Here is a 22,540-nt window from a genome sequence, read left to right as displayed (position 1 = left end):
TGACGTGACCCCATTTTTTAGGTCCGAAAGTTATGAGAGTCGTCTTGCGGCCAGCGTCAGCTGGCAGAAAGACTGTGAACATCATGACGAAAAGGAAGAAGCGGCATTCGCCGGAGCAAATCGTTCGGAAAATCCAGGACGCTGATCGCATCCTCGCCCAGGGCGGTGACGTTGCTGCCGTGTTGAAAGAGCTGAATGTCACGGAGGCGACGTATTACCGGTGGCGAAACCATTACGGCGGTTTGAAAGCAGAAGACGCGAAGAAGCTCAAAGCGTTGGAGAAGCAGAATTTGCAGTTGAAGAAACTGCTCGCTGAAGCAGAACTCGAAAAAGCAGTCCTCAAGGAGTTGGCTGAGGGAAACTTCTAAGCCCGACCAGTCGACGTCGGGCCGTGATTCATGTGATGTCAGTCTTTGACATCAGTGAGCGGCTCGCCTGTCGACTAGTCGGGCTATCCCGGTCTGCATTCCGCCGACGCTTGCAACGTGAGCGCCCTGATGATCCAGATCGGGCCCTTCGGGCGTGGTTGCGTGACTATGCGCGCCGTCATGCCCGGTGGGGGTATCGGCGGGCGTATGTTGACGCCCGCCGTGACGGTTGGCAGGTGAACCATAAGAAAATTCAACGCCTCTGGGCTGAAGAAGGACTCCGCGTGGTGGTGAAACGCCGCCGGAAACGAATCGGTGTGTCAACCGTCCCAGCAGTGGTCGCTGAGAAAGCCAATGATGTGTGGTCTGTCGACTTCCAGTTCGACTCAACCATCACAGGCAAACCGATCAAGATTCTCTCCATCGTTGATGAACACACCAGAGAATGCTTGGGCGGCCTCGTCGACTACTCCATCACTGGGCTGGATCTAGCGGAACAACTCGACGTGTTGGCGTTGGAGCGGGGCATGCCAAAAGCACTGCGGATGGATAACGGGCCAGAGCTGGTCAGTAAAGCCTTGGCCGAGTGGGCTAGTGAAACAGACCGGGTATTCATCCCGCCAGGGCAACCCTGGCGAAACGGATACGTCGAGTCATTCAACGGCAAAATCCGAGACGAATGCCTCGGGGTCAACCAGTTTTACTCACTCAACCACGCCAAAGGCATCATCGGGCTCTGGAAGGAGGAATACAACACCATCCGGCCGCACTCATCGCTCGGCTATTCAACCCCGAGCATTTATGCTGGCCAATGCACCCACTAAAAACCAGTGACGACTCTCGAAGCGACTGGACCTAAAACAGGGGGCAGGTCAGAGCCCGTAGGCTGTAGCACCTGGTGTTTCGGAGGTGCAGTCCACAGTGATCAGACCCGTTCTACGGTCTTTCTTCCTCCTTCGGCGTCGCCAGAAAATTATCTTTCTGGCGATTGTTGCGTCTCGGGTGGTGGTTCACGCTCTCGACGTCCTGGGTCTTGCTGCAGTGGGTCTCCTTGGAGCCATGTTGGCAAGTGGTCTGACCGATCGGAATGAGGCCAGGTTCCTCGGCCTCACGGTATCGATTGAATCGAGTCAAAGCTATTTGTGGGTGACGGCGGTCGTTGCGGGTTTCTTTATGGCCAAATCGATTATTGGAACCGCCTTACTTAGAGTTACCACAGTGTTTTTGGCCAGGGTGGAGGCGAGGTCTGCCAGCGAGGTAGCTAGGTACCTGTTCTCTGGCGACATTGGCCGCGTGCGCTCAATGTCGAAGGGCGAAATCCAATGGGCGGTCAATAGCTCGAGCCAAATCGCTTTCTCGGGAATCTTGTTCTCAGGTTCCGCACTCGTTACCGAGTCCGCACTGTTTGTTGCCGTCTTTGCGGGTTTCTTGTTTGTGGATGTGGCGACAGCCATTTTGATTACCGTCTATTTCATTGTGTTGATTGCCCTTTTTCAGTTGTCTATCAACCAGCGATTGCGTCGGATGGGGCATCGGTTGGCCCAGCACTCAGTGCGCGTGAATGACAGCATCCTGGATATGGCGAGCGCTTTCCGCGAAGCGCTGGTGCTAGAGAAGCGCGGGGTTTTCCTGGATCGCTTTGATTCGTCCAGACGGCGCCTTGCACTGGACCGTGGTTTACAACGCTTTGTCATGGGACTTCCTCGTTTCTTCATTGAAGCAGCACTGATGCTCGGCATCATGGCGATGATCGTCTGGCAATTCGCGCAGGGCACCCTCTCTGAGGGGCTCGTGATCACTGGTGTTTTCCTCGCGGGGGGCACCCGGATGATGGCGGCGATGCTGCCTCTGCAAAATGCGATCACTGACATCCGTGTAAACGGCCCTCAGGCGAGCAGAGCTCAAGGACTCATTTCCAGGGCGAGAGAGGCTCTTGAGGCGACAGAATCGACTGAGTCGGCTTTGAAGTCTGATGCCCCCATTTCCATTGCTGGAGAAGACTTAGGCACCGAAGGCGTCGGTCTCCCTATTTCGGTGGAATCCGTGAGCTTTTCTTACCCCGATGCATCGATTGCTGCCGTTCGTGACGTGAACCTAGAGGTCCTAGGCGGACAGTTCGTCGCTTTCGTCGGGCCTTCGGGTGCAGGAAAGACCACCCTGGCAGACTTGGTTTTAGGTGTTCACACACCCAGTTCGGGTGCAGTAACCGTGGCCGGACTCACCCCTGAGCAACTTCGCAAAACCGAACCCGGGATTGTGGCCTACGTGCCACAAAACCCGGGTTCGGTTTCCGGAACAATCGCCCAAAACGTGGCCTTGGGTATTGAACCAGAACTGATCGATGTGGATCGGGTGACTGAGGTTCTGGGACAAGCCGGCCTATGGGATGTCATTCAGGGTTTGCCAGAGGGTATGGATACAAGCCTGGGTGAACAATCCGACGCCTTAAGTGGTGGCCAGATCCAACGACTTGGTGTGGCAAGAGCGCTCTATACGCGCCCAAGGCTTTTAGTACTTGATGAGGCAACCAGCGCGTTGGACGCGGAGACCGAAGCGGGCATTGCTCAGACCATTGAGGCCCTTCGTGGACACACCACGCTGATTGTTATTGCCCACCGGCTCTCGACGATTCAACACGCCGACACAGTGTTCGTGATTGATGGGGGACAACTCATTGCCTCTGGTTCTTTCGGCCAGGTGCGAAAGAAAGTTCCCCTCATTGAGCGCTACGTGCAGCTCATGGCTATCAAGGACACTGATGACGAAGGTGACGAGAATTTGGGCGACGATGATCTGGACGACCAGAGCGATGCCGGGGGCACTCGTTAGTTCTTCCCGGCAATAGGGAGCCTCCCAAGGCTGCGTCGTCCTCGCTCATTACCTGTGGGCCTAAGGCGACTGCGCATTACGCTCACCACTCAGTCCCGGATAATCTCCACCCCGCAAAGCTATGCTTCTGGTTGTGAACGTAGTGGTGAGTGAACTCTTCGACGCCAACTCCTGGCGCCCTGTGTCGTCGGCTGAACACAAGCTGCCCGCTCAGTTTGATTTTGAAGCCTTAACCGATGTGACCTACCACCACCACGTATACGGCGGTATCGCTCGCATCGCTATTAGTCGTCCGGAAGTGCGAAATGCCTTTCGCCCCCACACAGTAGACGAACTGCTGCAGGTCTTAGAACACGCCAGGCTAGATACCTCAATCGGTGTGGTTCTCCTGACCGGAAACGGCCCAAGCCCTAAAGACGGGGGCTGGGCGTTTTGTTCGGGTGGTGATCAGCGTGTTCGCGGGGCTGATGGTTACCAATACGACGATGGCTCGGATGACGGCGTGTCAGCAGCGCCAGCCGGTTCTGCTTCCAGTGGTGGCCGCCTCCACATTCTCGACGTGCAGCGGCTCATTCGGTTCATGCCGAAGGTGGTCATCGCGGTGATTCCAGGCTGGGCCGCCGGCGGCGGCCACAGCCTGCACGTGGTGTGCGATTTGAGTATTGCCAGCAGTGAGCATGCACGGTTTAAACAAACCGATGCCGATGTGGGGTCGTTTGACGCTGGTTATGGCAGCGCGTATTTTGCGAAAATGGTTGGACAAAAAAATGCGCGCGAAGTGTTTTTCCGTGGTGCTGAGTACTCAGCGGAGCGCGCCTACGAAATGGGTGCAGTAAACGCGGCTGTCCCACACGAGCAATTAGAGGAAACAGCTATCGACTGGGCCAAAGAGATTCTCGGCAAAAGCCCTACCGCGATTCGGATGCTGAAATACGCCATGAACATGGTTGACGATGGCCTGGTTGGTCAACAACTTTTTGCCGGCGAAGCAACGCGCTTGGCTTATGGTGGCGATGAAGCCAGAGAAGGTCGCGACGCGTTTTTAGAAAAGCGTCGACCTGACTGGAGTGACACTTCTTGGCAGGTGTGATTACTTCATGGCTCGTGAACTACGTGTTGTCGAGGTGTCCGACCCCAACTCACTGATTGGGCCACTAGGCGATGCACTCGCGGGCAGTGGCCCAGCGGTATTTCCCTACATGGGGGCAACACCAAAAGGTTCGCCTGAACTAGTTGACGACCAAGTGGCACTTGTTGTTGAAACGAGTGGATCTACTGCCACACCCAAACGGGTGTGGCATACCGCAGAGTCTCTTCGAGCCGCTTCGGCGCAGAGCATGAGCGCGTTAGGCGCACCGGGTGTTTGGTGGCTTGCGCTACCTGCCCACTACATTGCCGGGGTCATGGTGATTGTCCGTGCGCTGGAGCCTGGAGGAAAGCTGCTGGCCAAAGACCACACAGTTCCAATCTCCGTTGGGTTGCGGGCGTTCCATCAGAGTGCTTTTGATGATTACCCGGGCATACCTCGCTACACGTCCCTCGTACCAAAGCAAATCTCCGATCTTCTCGATGCTGCCGAGAGTGACCCTGAGCTCCGAGATGCGCTCGCGGGTTTTGAGCGGATTCTGGTGGGCGGTCAAAGGGTTCCAGACGAACTGGTACACCGTGCCCAGTCACTCGGGGTGATAGTTACCAAAACCTACGGCTCGGCCGAGACAGCCGGAGGCTGCGTGTGGGACGGCGTTCCCTTGGGCGAGACGGAAGTCGACATCGTGGATGGTGCGGTCACACTATCTGGCCCGATGTTGGCCGGGGGGTATCTAGGGGACCCCACCCGGACGAAAGAGCGATTTGTTGTCAGGCACGATCGCACCTGGTATTTCACCGACGATGCAGGGGCCATTGTCGATGGAGTACTGCAGGTTTCTGGGCGAATCGACCGGACAATCATTTCTGGCGGGCTCAAAGTGAACCTTGATGAACTAGAAGACACCCTGCATGGCGTCTTTCCGAGTTACGAGTGGGTGGCAGTCGGGGTGGCTGACCCCACCTGGGGTGACGTGCCCGTGATGGTGGGTGCACTCTCTGCGTCGCGAATCTCCGCGTCAAAGAAAGGCGCCGAAGAAGCCCAACAGATGGTCTCGGAGGCTGCCGCTCTTTCACTGGATCAGGTACAGGAAGCCATTTCCCGGATTCTTGGCCGCCATGTAGTGCCGCGCCAGCTAGTCATGTTGGACGTGATCCCCCGTTTACCCTCAGGGAAGGTGGACCGGCGTGCGGTAGCCGACCATGTCATTCATGAAGGCGGGAATAGACTTCATCACCGTGAGTGATAGCAAAGCACCCGTTTCGTTTTCCGACTGGATCAGTGGAGCGAGGCTTCGCACACTACCCCTCGCTTTTTCGCCCGTCATTCTGGGAACATCATCGGCCTATTGGCGCGATGCTGCTGATCTGCTGCTGGTCGGCCTTGCCGTGTTGGTGGCCGTCGCCATTCAAATTGGGGTGAACTTCGCGAACGACTACTCCGATGGTATCCGTGGAACAGATGACTACCGGGTGGGACCCGCACGTCTCACCGGTTCTGGCCGGGTCGAACCACGGTTAGTCAAACGAGCGGCAATCCTGTCTTTTGCCGTCAGCGGTGTGGCCGGACTGGCCTTGGTCGTTTTATCCCAGTCGTGGTGGTTATTCGTCATCGGAGGGTTTGCGCTTTTTGCCGCGTGGACTTACACCGGGGGTACCAGCCCTTATGGCTATCGGGGTCTGGGCGAGTTGGTGGTGTTTGTGTTCTTTGGCCTGGTGGCCACCGTGGGTACGGCCTATGTGCAAGTGGGTGTTGTGCCATGGGAGTCCTGGCTTACAGGATCCGCACTGGGATTTTTTGCCAGTGCTGTGCTGTTAGAAAACAACCTGCGCGATATCGATCAAGACAAAGCGGCCTCGAAAAATACGCTTTCGGTTCGGATAGGACCGGTCGCCTCACGGGTGCTCATCACGGTGATGCTTATCGCGCCGTATCTGATCCTCGCGGGGTTGTCGTTCGTGTTCGTCTTCGCATCCGTCGTGTTCATCACTTTGGTCCTGACTGCGGTGATTGTCGTGATTGTGTGGCGAGCAAATACCCCGAAAAATTTGATTGTGGCGCTTCAGCTCACGACGCTAAATTCGCTGCTCTTCGCCATTGGACTGGGGCTAGCCATCGTCTTCTAAGCAATTCGATGCCATCTTGAGGCGCGGAGGTGTTTAGGCCTAGCGGTTTAGAGCGAGTCCTCTGCTGCGGTATCGTCGTCAGTCTTCGACTGGCGCCTTTTTTCCAGTCGCGCCTTGACCCCTTCGGCCATTTCGGCTCGGGTGCTGGCGAGAAAAACATAGGCCGCGGTGAAAGAAATCACCGCGGCAAAGATTGCAGAGACCCACCATGTGATGCCGACAAAGTAGAGAAGCGCAAAAACTGCTCCGAAGATGCCGATACGGGCCAGGGAATAATAGAGCCAAGCAGACACACCCTCAGACTACCTGCGTAGGATTGGGAACATGGTGCGGTGGTTAGTCATTGGTGGAGTAGCGGTATTAGCCCTGACCATCTATGCCCTGGTCGATTTGTTTGTCACAGCGAGCAATCGCTTGCGTGCTTTTCCGAAACCTGTCTGGATTGCCATCATTGTGGTCTTGCCCCTCATTGGCCCAGCACTGTGGTTGTTTATCGGTAAAAACCGACCCGGTGTCCAACAAAAGCCTGTCGCCCCCGACGACGATCCGCGATTCATGGGCACCCTCAGCGAATCCGCTGAGGAGCGCATCCGACGCCTCGAAGAAGAACTGCGTGCCTTGGATGACGAGGACAATAGCGCAGGCGAAAAATCGGATGAGCACTCAGATGAGGGCCCAGATGACCAGCCAGGCGACAGCACCCCTCCGACCCCACCACGCGCATGACCGCGAGTGAATCGCCAGCGACCGATTGGTCGCTGCCGTTTCTGTTGGGGTTGATTGAACGTGGCGTGCGACACGTTGTCGTGAGCCCTGGCTCCAGGTCGCAAGCTCTCGCCCTGGCGGCCTATGAGCTGAGCCAGCACCCCGAAGTGTCCCTCAGCGTGCATGTCTCAGTTGATGAGCGAACGGCAGGATTCTTTGGACTAGGGCTCTCCATCCACACTGGACAACCCGCTGTCCTCATCTGCACGTCAGGTTCGGCCCCCGCCCATTACCTGCCAGCATTGCTGGAAGCAAAACACTCCGGGATTCCCCTCATCGCCCTCACCGCCGATCGACCACCAGAACTACAAGGTGTGGGCGCAAACCAAACCACAGTGCAACCGGGGATGTTTGGTCCGGCGGTTCACAGTGTGCTCCAGGTCAACGCACCAGAGGGCCACGAGAGCGACCAGGCAGAAGCACTGGAGCGTGCCACGGAGGCTGCCCGGCTCGCCCAACACGGAGAACCTGGAGGGCGCCCTGGACCGGTGCAGGTCAACGTTGCTTTCCGGGAGCCCCTCAGCTCGCCGCTTTTGACACAGCAGATTGATGACGTACTCGGTGTGCTGCGGAGTGCGAGTCCAGCTGTTATGACACCGACAAATGCCGCTGAGGGGAACACATCTATCGCTCCGATTCGTGAGCTCACTCTCGAACCACAGCCCGGGACGATTGTGATTGCCGGTCACAGGGCCGGGGCTGAGGCCGAACAGCTCGCTATCGATCTTGGGGCGCCATTAATCGCCGAAGTGCATTCGGGCGCCCATTTCGGACCCCACCTAGTGGTCGCGTACCGTGAGCTACTGGATAATCCCCCGCAAGGTGTCGCTATTGAACGAGTGGTCTGTGTGGGAAGGCCCACACTCTCTCGCCAAGTCCAGGCCTTGTTGGCACGAACTGACGTTGAACATGTCGTGTGGCAGAGATCTGAGCACGAACCCGCGAACCCGTCAGGGACTGCCCAGATTGCTGACCACATTTCTGTCACGAATCCGGTCACTCGCGATGTGGCACGCAGTTGGGTAGGCCCCTGGGTTCATGCTTCCCGGCAGCTTGTTGAGGCCCAGTCGGTGGCACTAGACCCGCCGGCACCAGAAGTTGCTTTGCTTGATTCTGATGACATGGCGGAGCGCTCGCGTTTCGCGAAAGCCGAAATGGATGTCGTGAGAAGGCCGCTCACGAGACGACAGATTGCCCTAGAGGTGTGGCAAAATACATGGCCACACGACCAATTGGTCTTAGGGTCCTCCAGGATGATTCGAGAATGCGACATGGCGGTCCCGGGAAAGAACATTCCCGTGTGGTCAAGTCGAGGCCTCTCCGGAATTGACGGCACAATCGCCACGGCGCGCGGCATTGCCATGGCGCGCGCGCACAGTGGCGACCCGGCGACGGCCGGAATCACACGAGCAGTCCTTGGGGACTTGGCGTTTTTACACGATGCCGGCTCCCTCCTGCTCGACAAAGGAGAAGCAGAAGACACCAGACTGCAAGTGATTGTTGTCCGCGATGGTGGCGGGAGCCTCTTTGACTTATTGGAGGCAAGTCGCACGGCGGAGGCAGAGGCGTTTAATCGGGTGATCTTCACCCCCGCTGAAGTCAATATCGAAGCGCTTGCGGGGGCATACGGATGGAATTACGTCATGGCGAAAAACCACGGGGATTTGGTAGAGGCGCTCGCAAACCCGGCCCAGCATCTGGTTGTGGATTGTCTGGTTCCACGGCGAGAAGACCACTAGTTGCTCAAGAACATAGCAAGAACTGCGGGCATGGAGCGGTCGACCCTTGCATTACTTCTGACCGGAACCCGTACGCGACGTGGGTTTACCTTAGTTACGGTCCACTTCGGTCACGGCCGGCTGTTGTGGTGGGCCCCCTCAGTAATTGGCCGAAATTTGAGCCCGGTTTCTAGGAGTTCCCGCTCTGGATCTGATTCGGCAACAACGCCGGCACCGGCGTAAGCAGTCAGCGTGTATGCCTCTGGGTCGTATTGAGCACAGCGAAGAGCAATAGCCCAGTCACCATCACCGCGCTCATCAATCCAGCCAACTGGTCCCGCGTAGCGCCCGCGGTCAAGATTCTCGTGTTCTTCGAGAAAGGCCAACGCGTCGGTGGTGGGTGATCCGGCAACAGCGGCCGTGGGGTGGAGGGCCTGGAGGACCCTCAAGCCCCCAATGCCCTCTGGCACTTTGGCCACCACATCAGTGGCCAAGTGCCACAGGTTTGGCAGTTTGAGACTAAACGGGTTGTCGTCTGCCACTGCGGTGATGTTGGCAGCAGCTAGGGACTCCACAACGCTTCTCACAGCAAACTGGTGCTCATCGAGATCTTTGGTGCTGGTGGATAGTGCTTCTGATTGCGCTCGATCTTCTTCAGGGTGACTACCACGCGCGGTACTACCCGCTAAGACTCGAAGGCTGACGTGTTCCCCGCGAAGCGACACCAACGTTTCGGGGCTTGCCCCAAAGAATCCATCGAGGGAAAAGACGAAAGTATCCGGATAGGCCTCGGTGAGACCCTGCAGGACAATCCGCCAATCGGGTTCCTGCTCAAAACTGCGCACTAAATCGCGAGCGACGACAACTTTGTGAAGTCCGCCCTGCGAGATGGCTTGCTTCGCTTGGGACACAAGATCCAAGAAGCGCGCCTCGCTCACTTGACCCGCGTGCCATTCATTGTGCCGTGCGGCTGGTTCAGCAGCGGACTCAGGCTCAGTTGCACGTGATGACTTATTCGCTGTGTTGTCTAGGGCATTGGTAGCTGCAGCGTGTGAGGTGGCTAAGCCGTCTTCTTCGACAGCGGCGCCACCTGTTTCGTGTTCGATGACTTCAATCGTTGTCTGCCACGAACCGTGTTCGTCGGTGCCCCAAACATGCCGGGGAACAATCAACACACTCCGGTGGTGGGAAAGAGTGCTGAAACTAAACGCCCCCATGGCTAGTAGGCCCGTTCCGGGTCGACCGAGAGGATTAGTGACGGTTGCGTGCTCCACCACTTCTGACCACCATGTTGTGGCGTCGTGAAAGCGGTTGGTCCCTGAAAATTCTGCCCGGAGTGCGACACCGGAGCCGGCGACTCCCTTTCCGAGGCGCTGGAACAACAGTGGGTTGTCGGACTCGGCGGCGGCGAGTGGGGGCTCTGACGTGGCGTTGGCCACTGTGGTGACATGAAGCGCAGGCACTGCGTGAGGTGTTAGAGGTCGCTCGGTCACCAGGAAAGGCTAACCGGGTTGCCTGAATTCCAAGGCGACACTCTGACTACTCCAGGCTTTGGCCAATTAAGCTAATCACTATGACCGCAGCGGATTTGGGTAAAGACCCAGAGCAGGTTGCTGCGATGTTCACTGAAGTAGCCAAAGGCTACGACCGCACCAACACGGTGCTCTCTGGTGGAAACGCGACATTGTGGCGTATCGCCACAGTGAAAGCTTTGGACCCACAGCCCGGTGAGCGGATTCTGGATATTGCTGCGGGCACAGGGACATCGTCGGTCGCTATTGCGAAATCTGGTGCGGAAGTGGTCGCCCTGGATTTTTCTGCCGGCATGGTCGAAGAGGGCAGAAAACGCCATCCTGAGCTGACGTTTGTGGAGGGTGACGCTGAAGCGTTGCCGTTTCCGCCACAATCCTTTGACGCCGTGACGATTAGTTTCGGTCTTCGAAACGTCAACAATCCGCAGCTCGCCATCGGCGAGATGTATCGGGTGTTAAAGCCTGGTGGTCGGCTGGTGATTTGTGAGTTTTCCCACCCGGACCGTGCAGTGGTGAAAGGCTCCTACAAGGCATACCTCAAATACGTGATGCCGGCGATTGCCAAGGTGACAAGTTCGAACCCTGAGGCCTACACCTACCTGATGGACTCCATTCGCGAATGGCCCACCCAAGATGTGTTGGCCCAGTGGTTACGAGCGGCAGGGTTTACCCGGGTGGCATACCGTAACCTGACCGGGGGCATCGTTGCGTTGCATCGTGCCCGTGCACCAGAGAGTAAGAAAGTCCGAGGATCTGTCGCAGAGCGCCGTGCGCGCCCGGCGTCGCCCTCCACTCAGGCCAACCAGACCGTGACCGGCTCCCACAGGTAGTCGGTCGACCCCGACCGCAAGGGACACGTGGTGACTGCAACTCCAGCCAGCGAGTTAGATGGCGCTCCGCGCGGTCGCGGCTCAAAATTCCTTTCCGGTGGCCAAGCCCTCTTTGCCTCCAGCGAACAAAAAGATGTGGCTCGCGCCCTCGATAAGGGCTTGGACGCCATTGAATCGGGATTGGGAGCAGAGCTTAGTTACACCCACGAGATTGCTGACGCTGTCTCTCGCTATCTGTTTGACGCCGGCGGCAAGAGGATCAGGCCACTTCTCACTCTGCTAACAGCCCAGTGGGGTGAGGGTGCCACCGATCAGGTGATCACAGCAGCGCAGGTCATCGAACTGACGCACCTCGCCACTCTCTACCACGATGACGTCATGGATGAAGCGGTAAAGCGCCGTGGGGTCACCGCAGCCCAAAAGGTGTGGACCAACTCGATTGCCATCCTCGCCGGCGATTTGCTGTTCGCAAGGGCCGGATCGCTCGGTGTGGGCTTGGGTGGCGACGCGATGCGTCGCCAAACGGACACCTTTGAGCGACTCGTTGTCGGTCAGATGCGGGAAACCGTCGGCCCGAAAGAGGGCGAAGACCCCATTGAGCATTACCTGGGGGTGTTGGCCGATAAAACAGGATCCCTGATTGCATTATCTGGGGAATTCGGTGTGACACTGTCGGGCGCACCGGTCGAATATGTTCCAGCCATTCAAGGCTTCGGTGAACACATTGGTGTGGCATTCCAGTTGGTGGATGACGTCATCGACCTGTCGGCCGATGAAGAAGAAACCGGCAAAAAAGCAGGGACCGATGTGAGGCGCGGAGTCGCCACACTCCCCATGCTGCTGTTGGAAAAGCGCGCCGAGAACCATGCTAGCGACAACGAGCTCCTCGAAACCCTTCGAAAAGGGGCAACAGGAGATCTCAGTGAAGAAGAATTCAGCGAAGCCATTTCGTCCCTTCGTCACCACCAGGTAACGACAGACACCACGGAAGAAGCCAGGAAAGTAGCCGACAAGGCTATTGCCCACCTGGCCGAGTTGCCAGAAGGGGTGGTCACCGACGCTCTTGAGCGTTTTGCCCACCAAGTCGTGGAGCGCACCCAATAAGGCTGCTGGCTGTGACCGGCTCACGTACTTTGGCCATTGCAGGGAGCGAGCAAAGCAGGGTGTGTGAGCCCGGTAACCTGGGCAGGGCCCAAAACACTGCGAAATGACACGTACTGCTCAGTGACATGCAGGCAGTGTCCGGTGGGTTCAGAAGAGATCAGTTTGAGGAATGTCGAATTAGTACGACGCGGGAGAACACAGACGTGAAACTTAGGCTCGCCATTGTGGGTGCAGGCCCAGCAGGAATCTATGCGGCCGATATTTTGCTCAAATACGAACGAGCCTTCGATGTGTCCATCGACCTTTTTGAACGGCTTCCTGCCCCCTACGGACTGGTGAGATACGGAGTGGCACCGGATCACCCCCGAATTAAGGGCATTATCAATGCCCTTAAGGACATTCTTGATACCGGTCACATCCGCCTGTTTGGCAACGTGAACTACGGAACCGACATCACGTTGGATGATCTGAAAAAGCACTACCACGCCGTGATTTTCTCGACCGGGGCGATGGAAGATGCAAACTTGTCCCTTCCGGGTATTGATCTTCCCGGAAGCTACGGCGCAGCGGACTTTGTCAGCTGGTACGACGGCCACCCGGATGTGCCGCGTGAGTGGCCACTGGATGCCAAGAACATCGCTGTGGTGGGTAACGGCAACGTAGCGTTGGATGTGGCCAGGATGTTGGTCAAGCACCCCGATGACCTCTTGCCCACAGAAATTCCCGACAATGTCTATGAGGGCCTTAAGAAATCGCCCGTCACGGACGTTCACATCTTTGGCCGCCGTGGACCCATGCAGGTGAAATTCACTCCACTGGAACTGCGCGAGCTGGGTGAACTAAACGACGTGGACATGGTGCTACACGATGAGGACTTTGACTACGACCAAGCGGCAAAGGAGGCCATTACTTCCAATAAGCAACTGGTCGTTATTGACCGAATCTTCCAATCGTGGCGCCAGCGTGAAACAGGTTCCGCCTCCAGGAGGCTTCACTTCCACTTCTATGCCAACCCGCTCGAGGTTCTTGGAAACGAAAAGGTCCAGAACTTTCGATACGAGCGCACCCAACCGGATGGTGCAGGCGGCGTGCGGCCGACGGGGGAGATTCGCGAACTAGACATCGATGCCCTCTACCGGGCAGTCGGATACTTTGGCTCACCCCTGGATGGCATCCCCTTCGATGAGCGACACGGAATAATTCCCAACCATGAAGGCCAAGTACTCGATGATCACAACCGGGTAGTACCCGGAGTGTATGCGACGGGGTGGATCAAAAGAGGCCCGGTGGGCCTCATTGGTCACACCAAGTCGGATGCAATGGAAACCATTCAACACTTGGTCAAAGACCAGGCGTCCTGGTGGACTCCCGCAGAGCCTGAGGAAGATGCTGTTACCCAGTTGCTTGACAGTCGAGACGTGAACTACCGCGATCTCTCAGGTTGGCAGCGACTCGATGACGCTGAGCGTGCCTTGGGCAAGGAGCGAGGGCGGGAGCGACTGAAGGTTGTCTCGCGCGAGGACATGCTCGATAGGTCTCTTCCCGGCGACACTAGTTAAGCTAATTGTGTCTGCCTCGAGAAGGAAACCACCAATGCCCGCTCCTCATGCAGTTCTGGATTCTTCGTCCAGAAATAGACAGGCCCGTCGAATTGCGACAATTTTGGTCAATGCGGGCTTACAGCCGAATGCAACCGTCCTGGATGTTGGCACAGGATCGGGACACATTGCCGGCTATTTGAGCGACAATACAGTCCCTCAAGGTCGCGTCACTTCTGTGGATGTCGTAGATCTGCGAGTGCGTAAAGCCGGTTTTGATTATGTTTCTGTAGCTGGGGCCGCGCTGCCATTTGGGGCGTCTACCTTCGATTGCGTCGTGTCAAACCATCTCCTGGAACATTTAGCATCCCCTGAGGAACAGCAGATTCACCTGGAGGAAGTCACACGAGTGCTGAAAACGGGTGGCATTTTGTATGTCGCCGTTCCAAACCGATGGTTTATCTGGGAGTCCCATTTCGACTTACCGTTCCTCAGTTGGTTACCGAGTCCCGTCGCCTCGAAACTGGTTCGCCTGGCTGGAAAAGGAGACGTGTACGACTGCATCCCCCTGAGTGACAGAAAGCTCCGCAGACTCTTGAAACACACTCCGGTTTCTAGCCGAAGTGTTGCTGGCGAAGCAGCATCTTTCAGGTTGGGCTTTAACTACAACTCGGTCCTACCCGGAGCCCTACTATCCCTTATGCGTGCGCTCGGGGGTGTCTTACTACCAACCTTCATCAGAGTGGGCATAAAGGAGTGAAGGGGGGGTTTGCGTTAGACGCTAAGACTAAAGAGGCGCTTATAGAGAAGAGGGTTCGTCTCGCACCCCGGCGGCAGAAATCGCGACAAACGCTACATCAGCAAGGATTGCAATTATTCGCCAGAGCAAACTTGCCCCCAGTGCTGCAGCCTCGGGCACTCCCAGCAAAATTAACGCTGAGAAGAAAATGATTTCCACTACGCCGACACCGCTGGGAGCAAATATAGCCAGGAGGCTTCCAGCGGACGCGAGGCTAGCGATTCCCACGAAGAGCGGCAGTTGTGTCGCCGATACAGACCCTGGCGCCAAGCTAATGGTCATCAGAAACAGGGTCAAACCATTAAAAAAAGCCACGAGTGTGAAGAGTGCAACGGTTATTAGGTTGGACCTGCCGGACGGGATGTCTTCTGCCGTAATTTCGGGTACTTGACGGAATTGAGCAATCTTTCCTGCAGTCAGTTTCAGAGATTTTGGATGGGCCATGGAAAAGAGGACAGTCGCAATCCCAATGACCAGCAGCGGTAAATAATTGTTTTGCAGTTCCCATTGAGGTAGGCCAGTTAGGGCAAGAAATGAGAGGGCAGAGAAGACGCTGAGTTGCAGAAGTGCTTCAACTAGACTGGTGGAAACGACGCGCTTCTTGCTCAGCCCCAGGTGTCCCGCAACGCTCAATCGGTATATATATTGGGAGACTTTCCCCGGGATGTACCTGCCCATCCACGAAACTGCGTAGACGCTAAGAATCGGAGCGAATCGAGTCGGACGGGGTTTGTTTAGAATGCTCAACATCATGAACCAGTTGAGTGCCATGACCATTCGAGCGGCAAGAGCAACTGCCAAGGCCACGAGAATCAGTGGCCAGTTCGCGATTATTTCTGTGAGCTTGAGCGAGTTCCAGTCGGTCTCGATGATGAAATAAACGAAAAAAGCCAGCACCACGAGCCCGTATACCCAAAGTAGTGTTTTTCGCATTTCGTGTGGCCTCCCTGGTCCTCGAGTCTCCCACCATTTCGTCCAGTCGCTTAATGGAAATTGATTTTTGCCCGCCTGTATGTCGGTTCCGGACTGCTGCCGAGTTAATCCCCGGGTTGATTTCGCTACTGAACCGTCGCGGTCAGTCTTGCCAGCCCTTCGACAAAACGCGTGAGTTGACCGCGTTGGTTCCATTTGTCTGTGGTCAGTTCGGTGGAGGCTTCTCGGTAGTTTTCGGCCAGTGATTCGAGGCGGGTAATGATGTCTTGTCCGATGAGGAGGACAGATAGTTCAAGGTTGAGCGTGAATGAGCGCATATCCAGGTTGCTGGTTCCCATGACGGCAACTTCTCCATCGACGACGATGAACTTAGAGTGCAACACCGTGGGGGCGGGGTAGAGCCAAATATGAACTCCTGCGCGAAGGAGTTCCCCGTAGTAGGAGTGTTGAGCATAAAAAACCAGTGGTTGGTCTCCTACGGCAGACACATAGACGTCGACTCGAACACCGCTTAGTGCTGCGGATGTGATGGCATAGCGCATGGAATCATCGGGGACGAGGTAGGGGCTCACAATGACGATGCGTTTTCGTGCCTGATACATCAATCCGTTAAATAACCGGAGGTTGTTTTCTCCTTCAAAGGCCGGACCACTCGGAACAACCTGCGCCCATGTGTCCTCTGCTGAGTTAATGGCGGGAGAGTCTTCTCCCGGTTCGGCGGTGAGTTCCGGAGTCTCGAGGATGGTGTCGGTTTCTTGATACCAGTCGGTGACAAACAGGGCTTCAAGGCTGTGCACGAGGGGGCCTTCGACTCTGGCCATCAGATCTGACCAGTGCAAGCCTTTGGAGCCCCTTCTACGGTAGCCAGGTTCGATGATGTTTTGGGACCCGGTGTAGGCGACTTCGGTATCGATGACTAAGAGCTTTCGGTGGTTTCGAAGGTCGGGCCGTTGATACACACCCCTCCAGGGCTGAAAAGGCAGCATGGCCCGGTAGTCCACTCCGGCCGCCCGAAGTCGCCGTCGGAGCGCCCTGGAACCAGGAATGCGGGCAGTGGCAACCTGGTCAAACAACACCCGCACCTCCACCCCGCGCTTCTTTGCTCGGGCAAGCGAAGCGAAAAACCCTTCGGTGACCTCATCAACCGACATGATGTAAAACAACACATGCACGGTGCGTTGTGCCCTATCAATGTCGGCAATCATGTCGTCCAGGGTCGCCTGGTAATCAGAGTGCAGGGTGACCCGGTTGCCACGAACCATGGCCATTTGGCCTAAGCGTTCGTTGAGTTGAACCAAGGGTGCGATCAGCCTGGTCGTCTGCCCCAGAAGGGGCAGACGTGTGTTGTTGTTTTCTTGCGTTTTGCGTCCGGAGCGTGAGGTATCACCTGATGCGAGCTCCAACTCTGCTGGGGCAACCCGAATGGAGTCGGGGATATGGCGCTGCTCTACTTCCAAAATACGGTTGGTGGTCTCTTGTTTTCTTCTCCTAGTGGGGGAGAGTCGGTGGGATCCAAAAGCGAGGAAGGCAAAAAATGCCACGAAGGGGATAAAGAAAATGGCCAATAACCACGCCATTGACGTTTGGGGTCGCCTATTGCGGGGAACGATGACTAGTGCAATGAGCCGAAAGCTGATGTCAATGGCAGCAAGTACTACTGCCAGCACTTCCACACCAGACATCAGCGGCCCACTGAGGCTTTAGCGATAGTTCGTGACCTGAACGTCGATGTCCAAGTCGGCGGATTTGATCAGCGAGATGACCTCTTGGAGGTCATCTCTGCTTTTAGACGACACCCGTACCTCGTCGCCCTGGATTTGGGTTTTTACGGCCTTTGGGCCTTCATCTCGGATGAGCTTCGTGATTTTCTTTGCATTTTCGGACGAAATACCGTTTTTGACATTCCCGCCAATGCGGTAGCGCTTGCCCTGCAAGCTGGGGTCAGAGAGCTCAAGGCTCTTTAGAGAGATGCCTCGCTTGACCAGTTTGGACTGGAGGACATCCAACACTGCCTTTACACGCTCCTCCGATGAGGCGTAGAGGGCCACAGAATCACCCTGAAAGGTGATTTCGGGGTCCACGCCTTTGAAGTCGTAGCGCTGGGTGAGTTCTTTTTGCGCTTGGTTAACCGCGTTGGATAACTCCATCGGATCCACCGAGCTCACAATGTCAAAAGAGGAATCAGCCATGGCCCCATGATAGGCAGAGACACCGACTTTCGGGGCTAAACCCAAAAAATCGCTGGATACGAAAAACCGAAATCCTCCCCGGGGCAACCTGGTGGTTATCAGCACCGACAACCATCGTGGCCGATGCCAGCCGACGCAGTGTCAGCCCCCAAGGGCCAGCCTCCACAGTTTCCGCCTATCTAGGGCCAGCCTCTCTAGGGTGGCCCGTGTCACACCCGGTGTCAGACACCCACTATCCTTAAGGGCGCGCACCCGATTGGTGAATACACCGGTCGGGAGCGCCTTAGGCGAGTTACCCAAGCGGCCAAAGGGATCTGACTGTAAATCAGCTGGCACTGCCTTCGGGGGTTCGAATCCCTCACTCGCCACGAAAAAAAATGTAGGAAAAGGTGGGGGTGTGACGTGGGCGCCGTTCGACATGTGGTGATGTGGCAACTCGCCGCTCCGGAAGACCGCGAGGCCACCGTTGCCCAGATGCAATCCAAGTTGGGCGCGCTAGTCGGTGTGGTGCCAGGCCTGCGCTCGTTGAGCGTCAACCCTTCTTTGTTCCCCGGAGACGCCAACTGGGATGTGGTCCTCATTAGCGAACACGACTCAGCCCAAGCACTGGCTGACTACCAGGTCCACCCAGCACACGTAGAAGCAGCTTCCTGGGTGAGCCAGCAGGTTAATGCCCGGGCTGCAGTCGACTACGAACTTGGCTAATCGGCCGGATGTGCGAAGCGGGCAGAGAATTCTAAGCCTCTGATGTCTGGTTCAACAGAATTACTTACTCTTGCTAGGGACATTGCCGCCCAGGCGGGGGCAATGATTCTGGATCGTCGCAGACATCACGTCGAGGTGGCTTCCACCAAATCAAGTGATGTTGATGTGGTCACCGCGGTTGACCATGAAGCAGAAGCCCTCATTCACGAACTACTAGAAAAGGCCCGCCCCGGTGATGGGTTTGTGGGCGAAGAAGGCGGTAGCGGGAGTTCTACCTCTGGAGTGTCATGGGTCGTCGACCCGATCGATGGAACAGTCAATTTTCTATACAACATTCCCCATTACGCGGTCAGTATCGCTGCGGTTGAAGGTGAGCCTGCTCCTGGACAGTGGGACCTACAAGCAGGGGTGGTGTTCAACCCGGCCACGGGGGAAATGTTTCAGGCAGCAAAAGGTCACGGTGCAACACTGGGCGATACTCCTTTGCAGGTGGCGTCTCCTGTGGAGTTGTCCCAAGCACTGTGGTTGACAGGTTTTGCGTATGCCAAGCAGTATCGCGCCGAGCAGGGTCGACTGGCCAGGGAGTTGTTGCCGAAGGTGCGAGACCTGAGGCGAATGGGCACCGCATCTTTGGATCTCGCAGCGATTGCCGCTGCGAGGGGAAATATCTATTTCGAGCGCACCCTGAGCCCCTGGGATCACGCTGCGGGGGAATTGATTGTCACGGAAGCCGGTGGTGTCGTTTACGGCTTTGATGGGGCCCCTGCTGGCCGGGAAGCAATTTTCGCCGGCCACCCTGACATGGTGAGTGTGTTCCACCACGCGGTCGAAGCTGCTGGCGGGGACCGACCACTGTCTGATTTTTTGTAACCCCAGCTCATTCATAGCCTTGGCCATTGCCCGGTCTAAGCTTTATCTATTCGTGATAATTCAGCGAAGTGCGGTATCGTCCCGGGAGTGCGTCGACAGGGTGGTCTAACCCTGAAGGCTTGGACACGCTAATCGGTTGGAGAGTGATTTCTTGGGTATGGGTGGTGAGCGCTAAATGACTAACGCTTCACAGCCCCCGTTTCCCTCGAGGCGCGAGCTTCGCGCGACGCAGCGCGCCGCGAAAGCAGATGCTCAGCCCTCCAATGGTCTAACGCCCCAGCAGCAGGCAAAGGCCGCTGCAGGCGAGGATGAGGCGCACCAGACTGGCATCTCGGCCCTTACCGGCCCCGCCCCGCACATCAACGACGCAGGCACACACACTGCGACTCAATCTGTGCCCACGACCGAAACCGACGACCACGCCAATTCAGCAACGACGGACAGGTTGGCCGTTGACCGAGAGCACCCACGCCACCGCTTGCGGGAGCGTGGCGGTTGGCGGGACGCGAAGCATTCCGGGCCTAAACACACCAGCACCAAACATGGCGAATCACGAGAGAGCTTTTCTCTGACACTAAAGCCATCCAAGAAATCCGATGGGCTACCCGCCAAGACACCAGGACAACGCCTGCTGTCAGTAGGGACGCTTATTGCGGCCCCACTGCTTCTGGTGGGGGTGTCAATGCCCGCCAACCTTTTTTACGGCAGTGACCAGCTCACACCAGCGATTGCGAACGAAGCCCCGCGGTCGCTCGCCGTGGAGGATTCTTCTCAACCCTTCGTGGCCAGTAGTTCAGTGGCGAGCGTGGAAGGTATTCGGCGGGAATCCTGGAGTGTGACGTCTTACGCAGAAGTACTGCGCGCCAAATACGGTGGACGTGCACTTTCCTATGAAACTTCCGGTCAAGGGCCTGTCCGTTGGCCGTTCCCAGTTGCCGTTCAAATCAGTTCAGGCTTCGGTGCCCGAGTGGCACCCTGTCGATACTGCTCTAGCTACCACCGCGGGGTGGACTTCGTTCCCGGACGTGGAGCCCCCATCTACGCCATCGCCGATGGCGTAGTGACCCAACAGGAGTTCTCCGGCGGATACGGAGAACACGCCTACATTGAACACACCATCAATGGCCAAACCGTTCTCTCTGTGTATGCCCATATGGAGTCAGGCAGTAGCCCACTCGATGTGGGCGACCGGGTCGAAGTGGGTGACTTTGTGGGCTTAGTGGGAAACACCGGTATTTCTACCGGACCCCATCTGCACTTCGAAGTGCGAATAGACGGCGTGTATCTCGATCCGTTTGCCTATCTGCAGGCAAACGCCAGTTAAGAAAAGCACGCCAGCGCGGACGGTCACACCAACCTCGATTGCGCCGCAGGGCAATCGAGGTTTCTAAAGCGCAGGCTTCGCTTAGTGCCCTTTGATCCACACCGTGTGGTCGGGTGCCAGCTCGGACGGAGCCGGCCAGATGCTGGATGCAATGATCTTGCCATCGGGCAATGCCACAGGGTGGTTGCCAAAGTTACACAGCACCGTCACGTTACCATTCTGGAAGCGAAGCGCTTGGGGGTCCGCACTTTCCTGCCAGCTCAGTTGCCCCGTGCCGAGGGCATGTTCTTTTCGAAGTTGCAGGAGGGTCTTATAGAGCTCCAGCGTCGAACTGGGGTCACCTTCTTGTTGGTCCCGGGCTAGCTCACCAAATACTTCAGGCTGTGGAAGCCAGGTCTCACGGCTGGGGGAGAACCCAAAAGCAGGTGCGTCTTTCACCCAGGGGATAGGGACCCGGCATCCATCTCGTCCGTAGCGCTCACCATTCGTCCTGTGGAACGTCGGGTCTTCGCGAAGCGCATCTGGAATATCGATGACTTCTGGAAGCCCAAGCTCTTCACCCTGATACAAATACGCGCTTCCTGGAAGAGCCAACATCAGTGCCGTGGCCGCACGGCCACGGCGAGTGGCCAGCGCCGGATCTGGTCTCTCAGGAGAGTTGGGCCCCAAGCCACCAGGGACAATGGACTCTTGGTCAGCGAGCGCCAAACGAGAAGTGTGTCTCACCACATCGTGGTTCGAGAGTACCCAGGTTGAGGGGGCTCCGGCATCACCGAAGGCTTTCAGTGACTCGTCAATGACGTCACGTAGTGCTTCTGGTTGCCATGGTGCCGAAAGGTAGGCGAAGTTAAACGCTTGGTGCATTTCTCCGGGGCGCACATAACGCGCCATGCGCTCCAGCGGCCACACCCACGCTTCAGCGCACAAGATCCGATCCTCGCCGTATTCGGCGAGGATGCCACTCCAGTGCCGGTACACGTCATGAACGGCGTCCTGGTCCCAAAAAGGCTTTGCCGCGCCAGGGGAGCGATCCGCCAGCTGTGCATCCGAGAGGTCAGGAAGCCCTGGTTCTTTCATCAGGCTGTGGGCGACATCAACTCGGAAACCATCCACACCCCGGTCGAGCCAAAAACGCAAAACCCCATCGAAGTGTTCCCACACTTCTTGGTTAGTCCAGTCGAAGTCTGGTTGAGAAGAATCAAAAAGGTGCAAATACCACTGACCTGGAGAGCCATCGGCTTGAGTTATGCGGGTCCAAGCCGGCCCGCCAAAGACTGACTCCCAGTTGTTGGGCGGAATGTCACCGTCTTCTCCCAAGCCATCCCGGAATATATAGCGCGCACGGGCATTAGATCCGGGTGTCGATGCGAGGGCTTCTTGAAACCAGCGGTGTTCACTCGAGCTGTGGTTGGGCACCAAATCGACAATGATCCGAAGGCCAAGCTCATGTGCGCTGAAGATGAGTTTTTCTGCGTCAGCCAATACCCCGAAGCTCGGATCTACATCGGTGTAATCCGACACGTCATAGCCCGCATCGTTCTGCGGGGAGGGATAAAACGGTGACAACCACACGGCGTCAACACCCAAAGACTTCAAATCTCCCAGGTGCCCCTGGATGCCCTTCAGGTCACCGAGACCGGTTCCATTCGAGTCCGCAAAAGAACGCGGATAGACCTGATAAATCACCGCGTCCTGCCACCAGTCGGCAGGACGCAAGGGGTGTGAAGACGAGTTTGACATGCCTACAACTCTAGTGCGTTGGCCAAAAGAGCGACTTCGCTCCGAGGGTTGGTTCTGCTCTAATCCATGAGGGCGCATTGCGC

General features: G+C 56.8%; 19 protein-coding genes, 1 tRNA gene and 1 pseudogene. 15 read left to right on the top strand and 6 right to left on the bottom strand.

Features of this window, described 5'->3' with window-relative positions; genetic code table 11:
* The first annotated feature begins 83 nt into the window (after positions 1 to 83).
* The 5 genes and pseudogenes from C3B54_RS08720 (at position 84) to C3B54_RS08700 (ending at position 6,410) form a co-directional block, all read left to right on the top strand.
* A pseudogene (locus C3B54_RS08720) lies at positions 84 to 1,227 on the top strand (IS3 family transposase).
* A gap of 62 nt (positions 1,228 to 1,289) precedes the next feature.
* Positions 1,290 to 3,197 carry an ABC transporter ATP-binding protein gene (locus C3B54_RS08715; RefSeq protein WP_158665622.1) on the top strand — a complete coding sequence of 636 codons (1,908 nt, stop codon included), beginning with the start codon at positions 1,290 to 1,292 and terminating at the stop codon, positions 3,195 to 3,197.
* 133 nt (positions 3,198 to 3,330) lie between these two features.
* On the top strand, positions 3,331 to 4,287 hold the full coding sequence (locus C3B54_RS08710) for a 1,4-dihydroxy-2-naphthoyl-CoA synthase (protein WP_281256237.1): 957 nt from the start codon (positions 3,331 to 3,333) through the stop codon (positions 4,285 to 4,287).
* Positions 4,288 to 4,294: 7 nt separating this feature from the next.
* Positions 4,295 to 5,530, top strand: coding sequence for an AMP-binding protein (locus C3B54_RS08705; protein ID WP_104914148.1), 1,236 nt, complete (start codon positions 4,295 to 4,297; stop codon positions 5,528 to 5,530).
* Positions 5,523 to 6,410: a 1,4-dihydroxy-2-naphthoate polyprenyltransferase gene (locus C3B54_RS08700; RefSeq protein ID WP_245867931.1), complete on the top strand. Its 888-nt coding sequence runs from the start codon at positions 5,523 to 5,525 to the stop codon at positions 6,408 to 6,410. Before C3B54_RS08705 ends, C3B54_RS08700 begins: the two co-directional genes overlap by 8 nt.
* 47 nt (positions 6,411 to 6,457) lie before the next feature.
* Here the strand turns inward: C3B54_RS08700 and C3B54_RS08695 are convergent, their stop codons facing one another.
* A complete protein-coding gene (locus tag C3B54_RS08695; RefSeq protein ID WP_104914146.1) occupies positions 6,458 to 6,703 on the bottom strand; it encodes a DUF4229 domain-containing protein in 246 nt (81 codons plus the stop codon).
* A 31-nt stretch (positions 6,704 to 6,734) separates the two neighbouring features.
* Here C3B54_RS08695 and C3B54_RS08690 point away from each other — a divergent pair, with 31 nt between their 5' ends.
* Both C3B54_RS08690 and menD read left to right on the top strand, forming a co-directional pair.
* Positions 6,735 to 7,136, top strand: a complete 402-nt coding sequence (locus tag C3B54_RS08690; protein ID WP_104914145.1) for a PLD nuclease N-terminal domain-containing protein — start codon at positions 6,735 to 6,737, stop codon at positions 7,134 to 7,136.
* Complete coding sequence (gene menD, locus C3B54_RS08685) at positions 7,133 to 8,914, top strand: 2-succinyl-5-enolpyruvyl-6-hydroxy-3-cyclohexene-1-carboxylic-acid synthase (protein ID WP_104914144.1); 1,782 nt, start codon at positions 7,133 to 7,135, stop codon at positions 8,912 to 8,914. Before C3B54_RS08690 ends, menD begins: the two co-directional genes overlap by 4 nt.
* Before the next feature lie 110 nt (positions 8,915 to 9,024).
* On the opposite strand, the gene C3B54_RS08680 is transcribed toward menD, so the two are convergent.
* A complete protein-coding gene (locus C3B54_RS08680) occupies positions 9,025 to 10,386 on the bottom strand; it encodes an isochorismate synthase (protein ID WP_158665621.1) in 1,362 nt (453 codons plus the stop codon).
* Positions 10,387 to 10,466: 80 nt separating this feature from the next.
* On the opposite strand from C3B54_RS08680, the gene ubiE reads away from it, so the two are divergent.
* From ubiE to C3B54_RS09065, 4 genes are all read left to right on the top strand, one after another.
* Positions 10,467 to 11,255 (top strand): bifunctional demethylmenaquinone methyltransferase/2-methoxy-6-polyprenyl-1,4-benzoquinol methylase UbiE, encoded by a 789-nt coding sequence (gene ubiE / locus C3B54_RS08675; protein ID WP_104914142.1) that lies wholly within the window; start codon positions 10,467 to 10,469, stop codon positions 11,253 to 11,255.
* A gap of 30 nt (positions 11,256 to 11,285) precedes the next feature.
* A complete protein-coding gene (locus C3B54_RS08670) occupies positions 11,286 to 12,359 on the top strand; it encodes a polyprenyl synthetase family protein (protein ID WP_245867928.1) in 1,074 nt (357 codons plus the stop codon).
* A gap of 203 nt (positions 12,360 to 12,562) precedes the next feature.
* A complete protein-coding gene (locus C3B54_RS08665; protein WP_245867925.1) occupies positions 12,563 to 13,918 on the top strand; it encodes an FAD-dependent oxidoreductase in 1,356 nt (451 codons plus the stop codon).
* Positions 13,919 to 13,952: 34 nt separating this feature from the next.
* Positions 13,953 to 14,657 carry a class I SAM-dependent methyltransferase gene (locus tag C3B54_RS09065; RefSeq protein WP_104914140.1) on the top strand — a complete coding sequence of 235 codons (705 nt, stop codon included), beginning with the start codon at positions 13,953 to 13,955 and terminating at the stop codon, positions 14,655 to 14,657.
* A gap of 39 nt (positions 14,658 to 14,696) precedes the next feature.
* Here C3B54_RS09065 and C3B54_RS08655 read toward each other — a convergent pair whose 3' ends face one another.
* The 3 genes from C3B54_RS08655 to C3B54_RS08645 all read right to left on the bottom strand — a co-directional run bounded on the left by C3B54_RS08655 (position 14,697) and on the right by C3B54_RS08645 (position 17,818).
* Entirely contained in the window at positions 14,697 to 15,629 is a 933-nt protein-coding gene (locus tag C3B54_RS08655; RefSeq protein ID WP_281256236.1) for a lysylphosphatidylglycerol synthase domain-containing protein, read from the bottom strand.
* 125 nt (positions 15,630 to 15,754) lie between these two features.
* Complete coding sequence (cls, locus tag C3B54_RS08650) at positions 15,755 to 17,311, bottom strand: cardiolipin synthase (protein WP_104914138.1); 1,557 nt, start codon at positions 17,309 to 17,311, stop codon at positions 15,755 to 15,757.
* An 18-nt stretch (positions 17,312 to 17,329) separates the two neighbouring features.
* Positions 17,330 to 17,818, bottom strand: a complete 489-nt coding sequence (locus C3B54_RS08645) for a YajQ family cyclic di-GMP-binding protein (RefSeq protein WP_104914137.1) — start codon at positions 17,816 to 17,818, stop codon at positions 17,330 to 17,332.
* Between the two features lie 286 nt (positions 17,819 to 18,104).
* Here C3B54_RS08645 and C3B54_RS08640 point away from each other — a divergent pair.
* The 4 genes from C3B54_RS08640 to C3B54_RS08625 all read left to right on the top strand — a co-directional run bounded on the left by C3B54_RS08640 (position 18,105) and on the right by C3B54_RS08625 (position 20,717).
* A tRNA-Tyr gene (locus C3B54_RS08640) sits at positions 18,105 to 18,186 on the top strand.
* Positions 18,187 to 18,220: 34 nt separating this feature from the next.
* Positions 18,221 to 18,523 (top strand): Dabb family protein, encoded by a 303-nt coding sequence (locus C3B54_RS08635; RefSeq protein ID WP_104914136.1) that lies wholly within the window; start codon positions 18,221 to 18,223, stop codon positions 18,521 to 18,523.
* Positions 18,524 to 18,565: 42 nt separating this feature from the next.
* Positions 18,566 to 19,393, top strand: a complete 828-nt coding sequence (locus C3B54_RS08630) for an inositol monophosphatase family protein (RefSeq protein WP_104914135.1) — start codon at positions 18,566 to 18,568, stop codon at positions 19,391 to 19,393.
* Between the two features lie 175 nt (positions 19,394 to 19,568).
* Positions 19,569 to 20,717, top strand: a complete 1,149-nt coding sequence (locus C3B54_RS08625) for a M23 family metallopeptidase (RefSeq protein ID WP_104914134.1) — start codon at positions 19,569 to 19,571, stop codon at positions 20,715 to 20,717.
* 81 nt (positions 20,718 to 20,798) lie between these two features.
* Here C3B54_RS08625 and C3B54_RS08620 read toward each other — a convergent pair whose 3' ends face one another.
* Entirely contained in the window at positions 20,799 to 22,457 is a 1,659-nt protein-coding gene (locus C3B54_RS08620) for a glycoside hydrolase family 13 protein (protein WP_104914133.1), read from the bottom strand.
* Between the last annotated feature and the right edge of the window lie 83 nt (positions 22,458 to 22,540).

Origin of the sequence: Pontimonas salivibrio, from assembly GCF_002950575.1 — a bacterium.
In the GTDB taxonomy this organism is placed as follows: Bacteria; Actinomycetota; Actinomycetes; order Actinomycetales; family Microbacteriaceae; genus Pontimonas; species Pontimonas salivibrio.
Note: the sequence above shows the minus strand (reverse complement) of the source record. Positions and strands in the feature narration are given on the sequence as shown.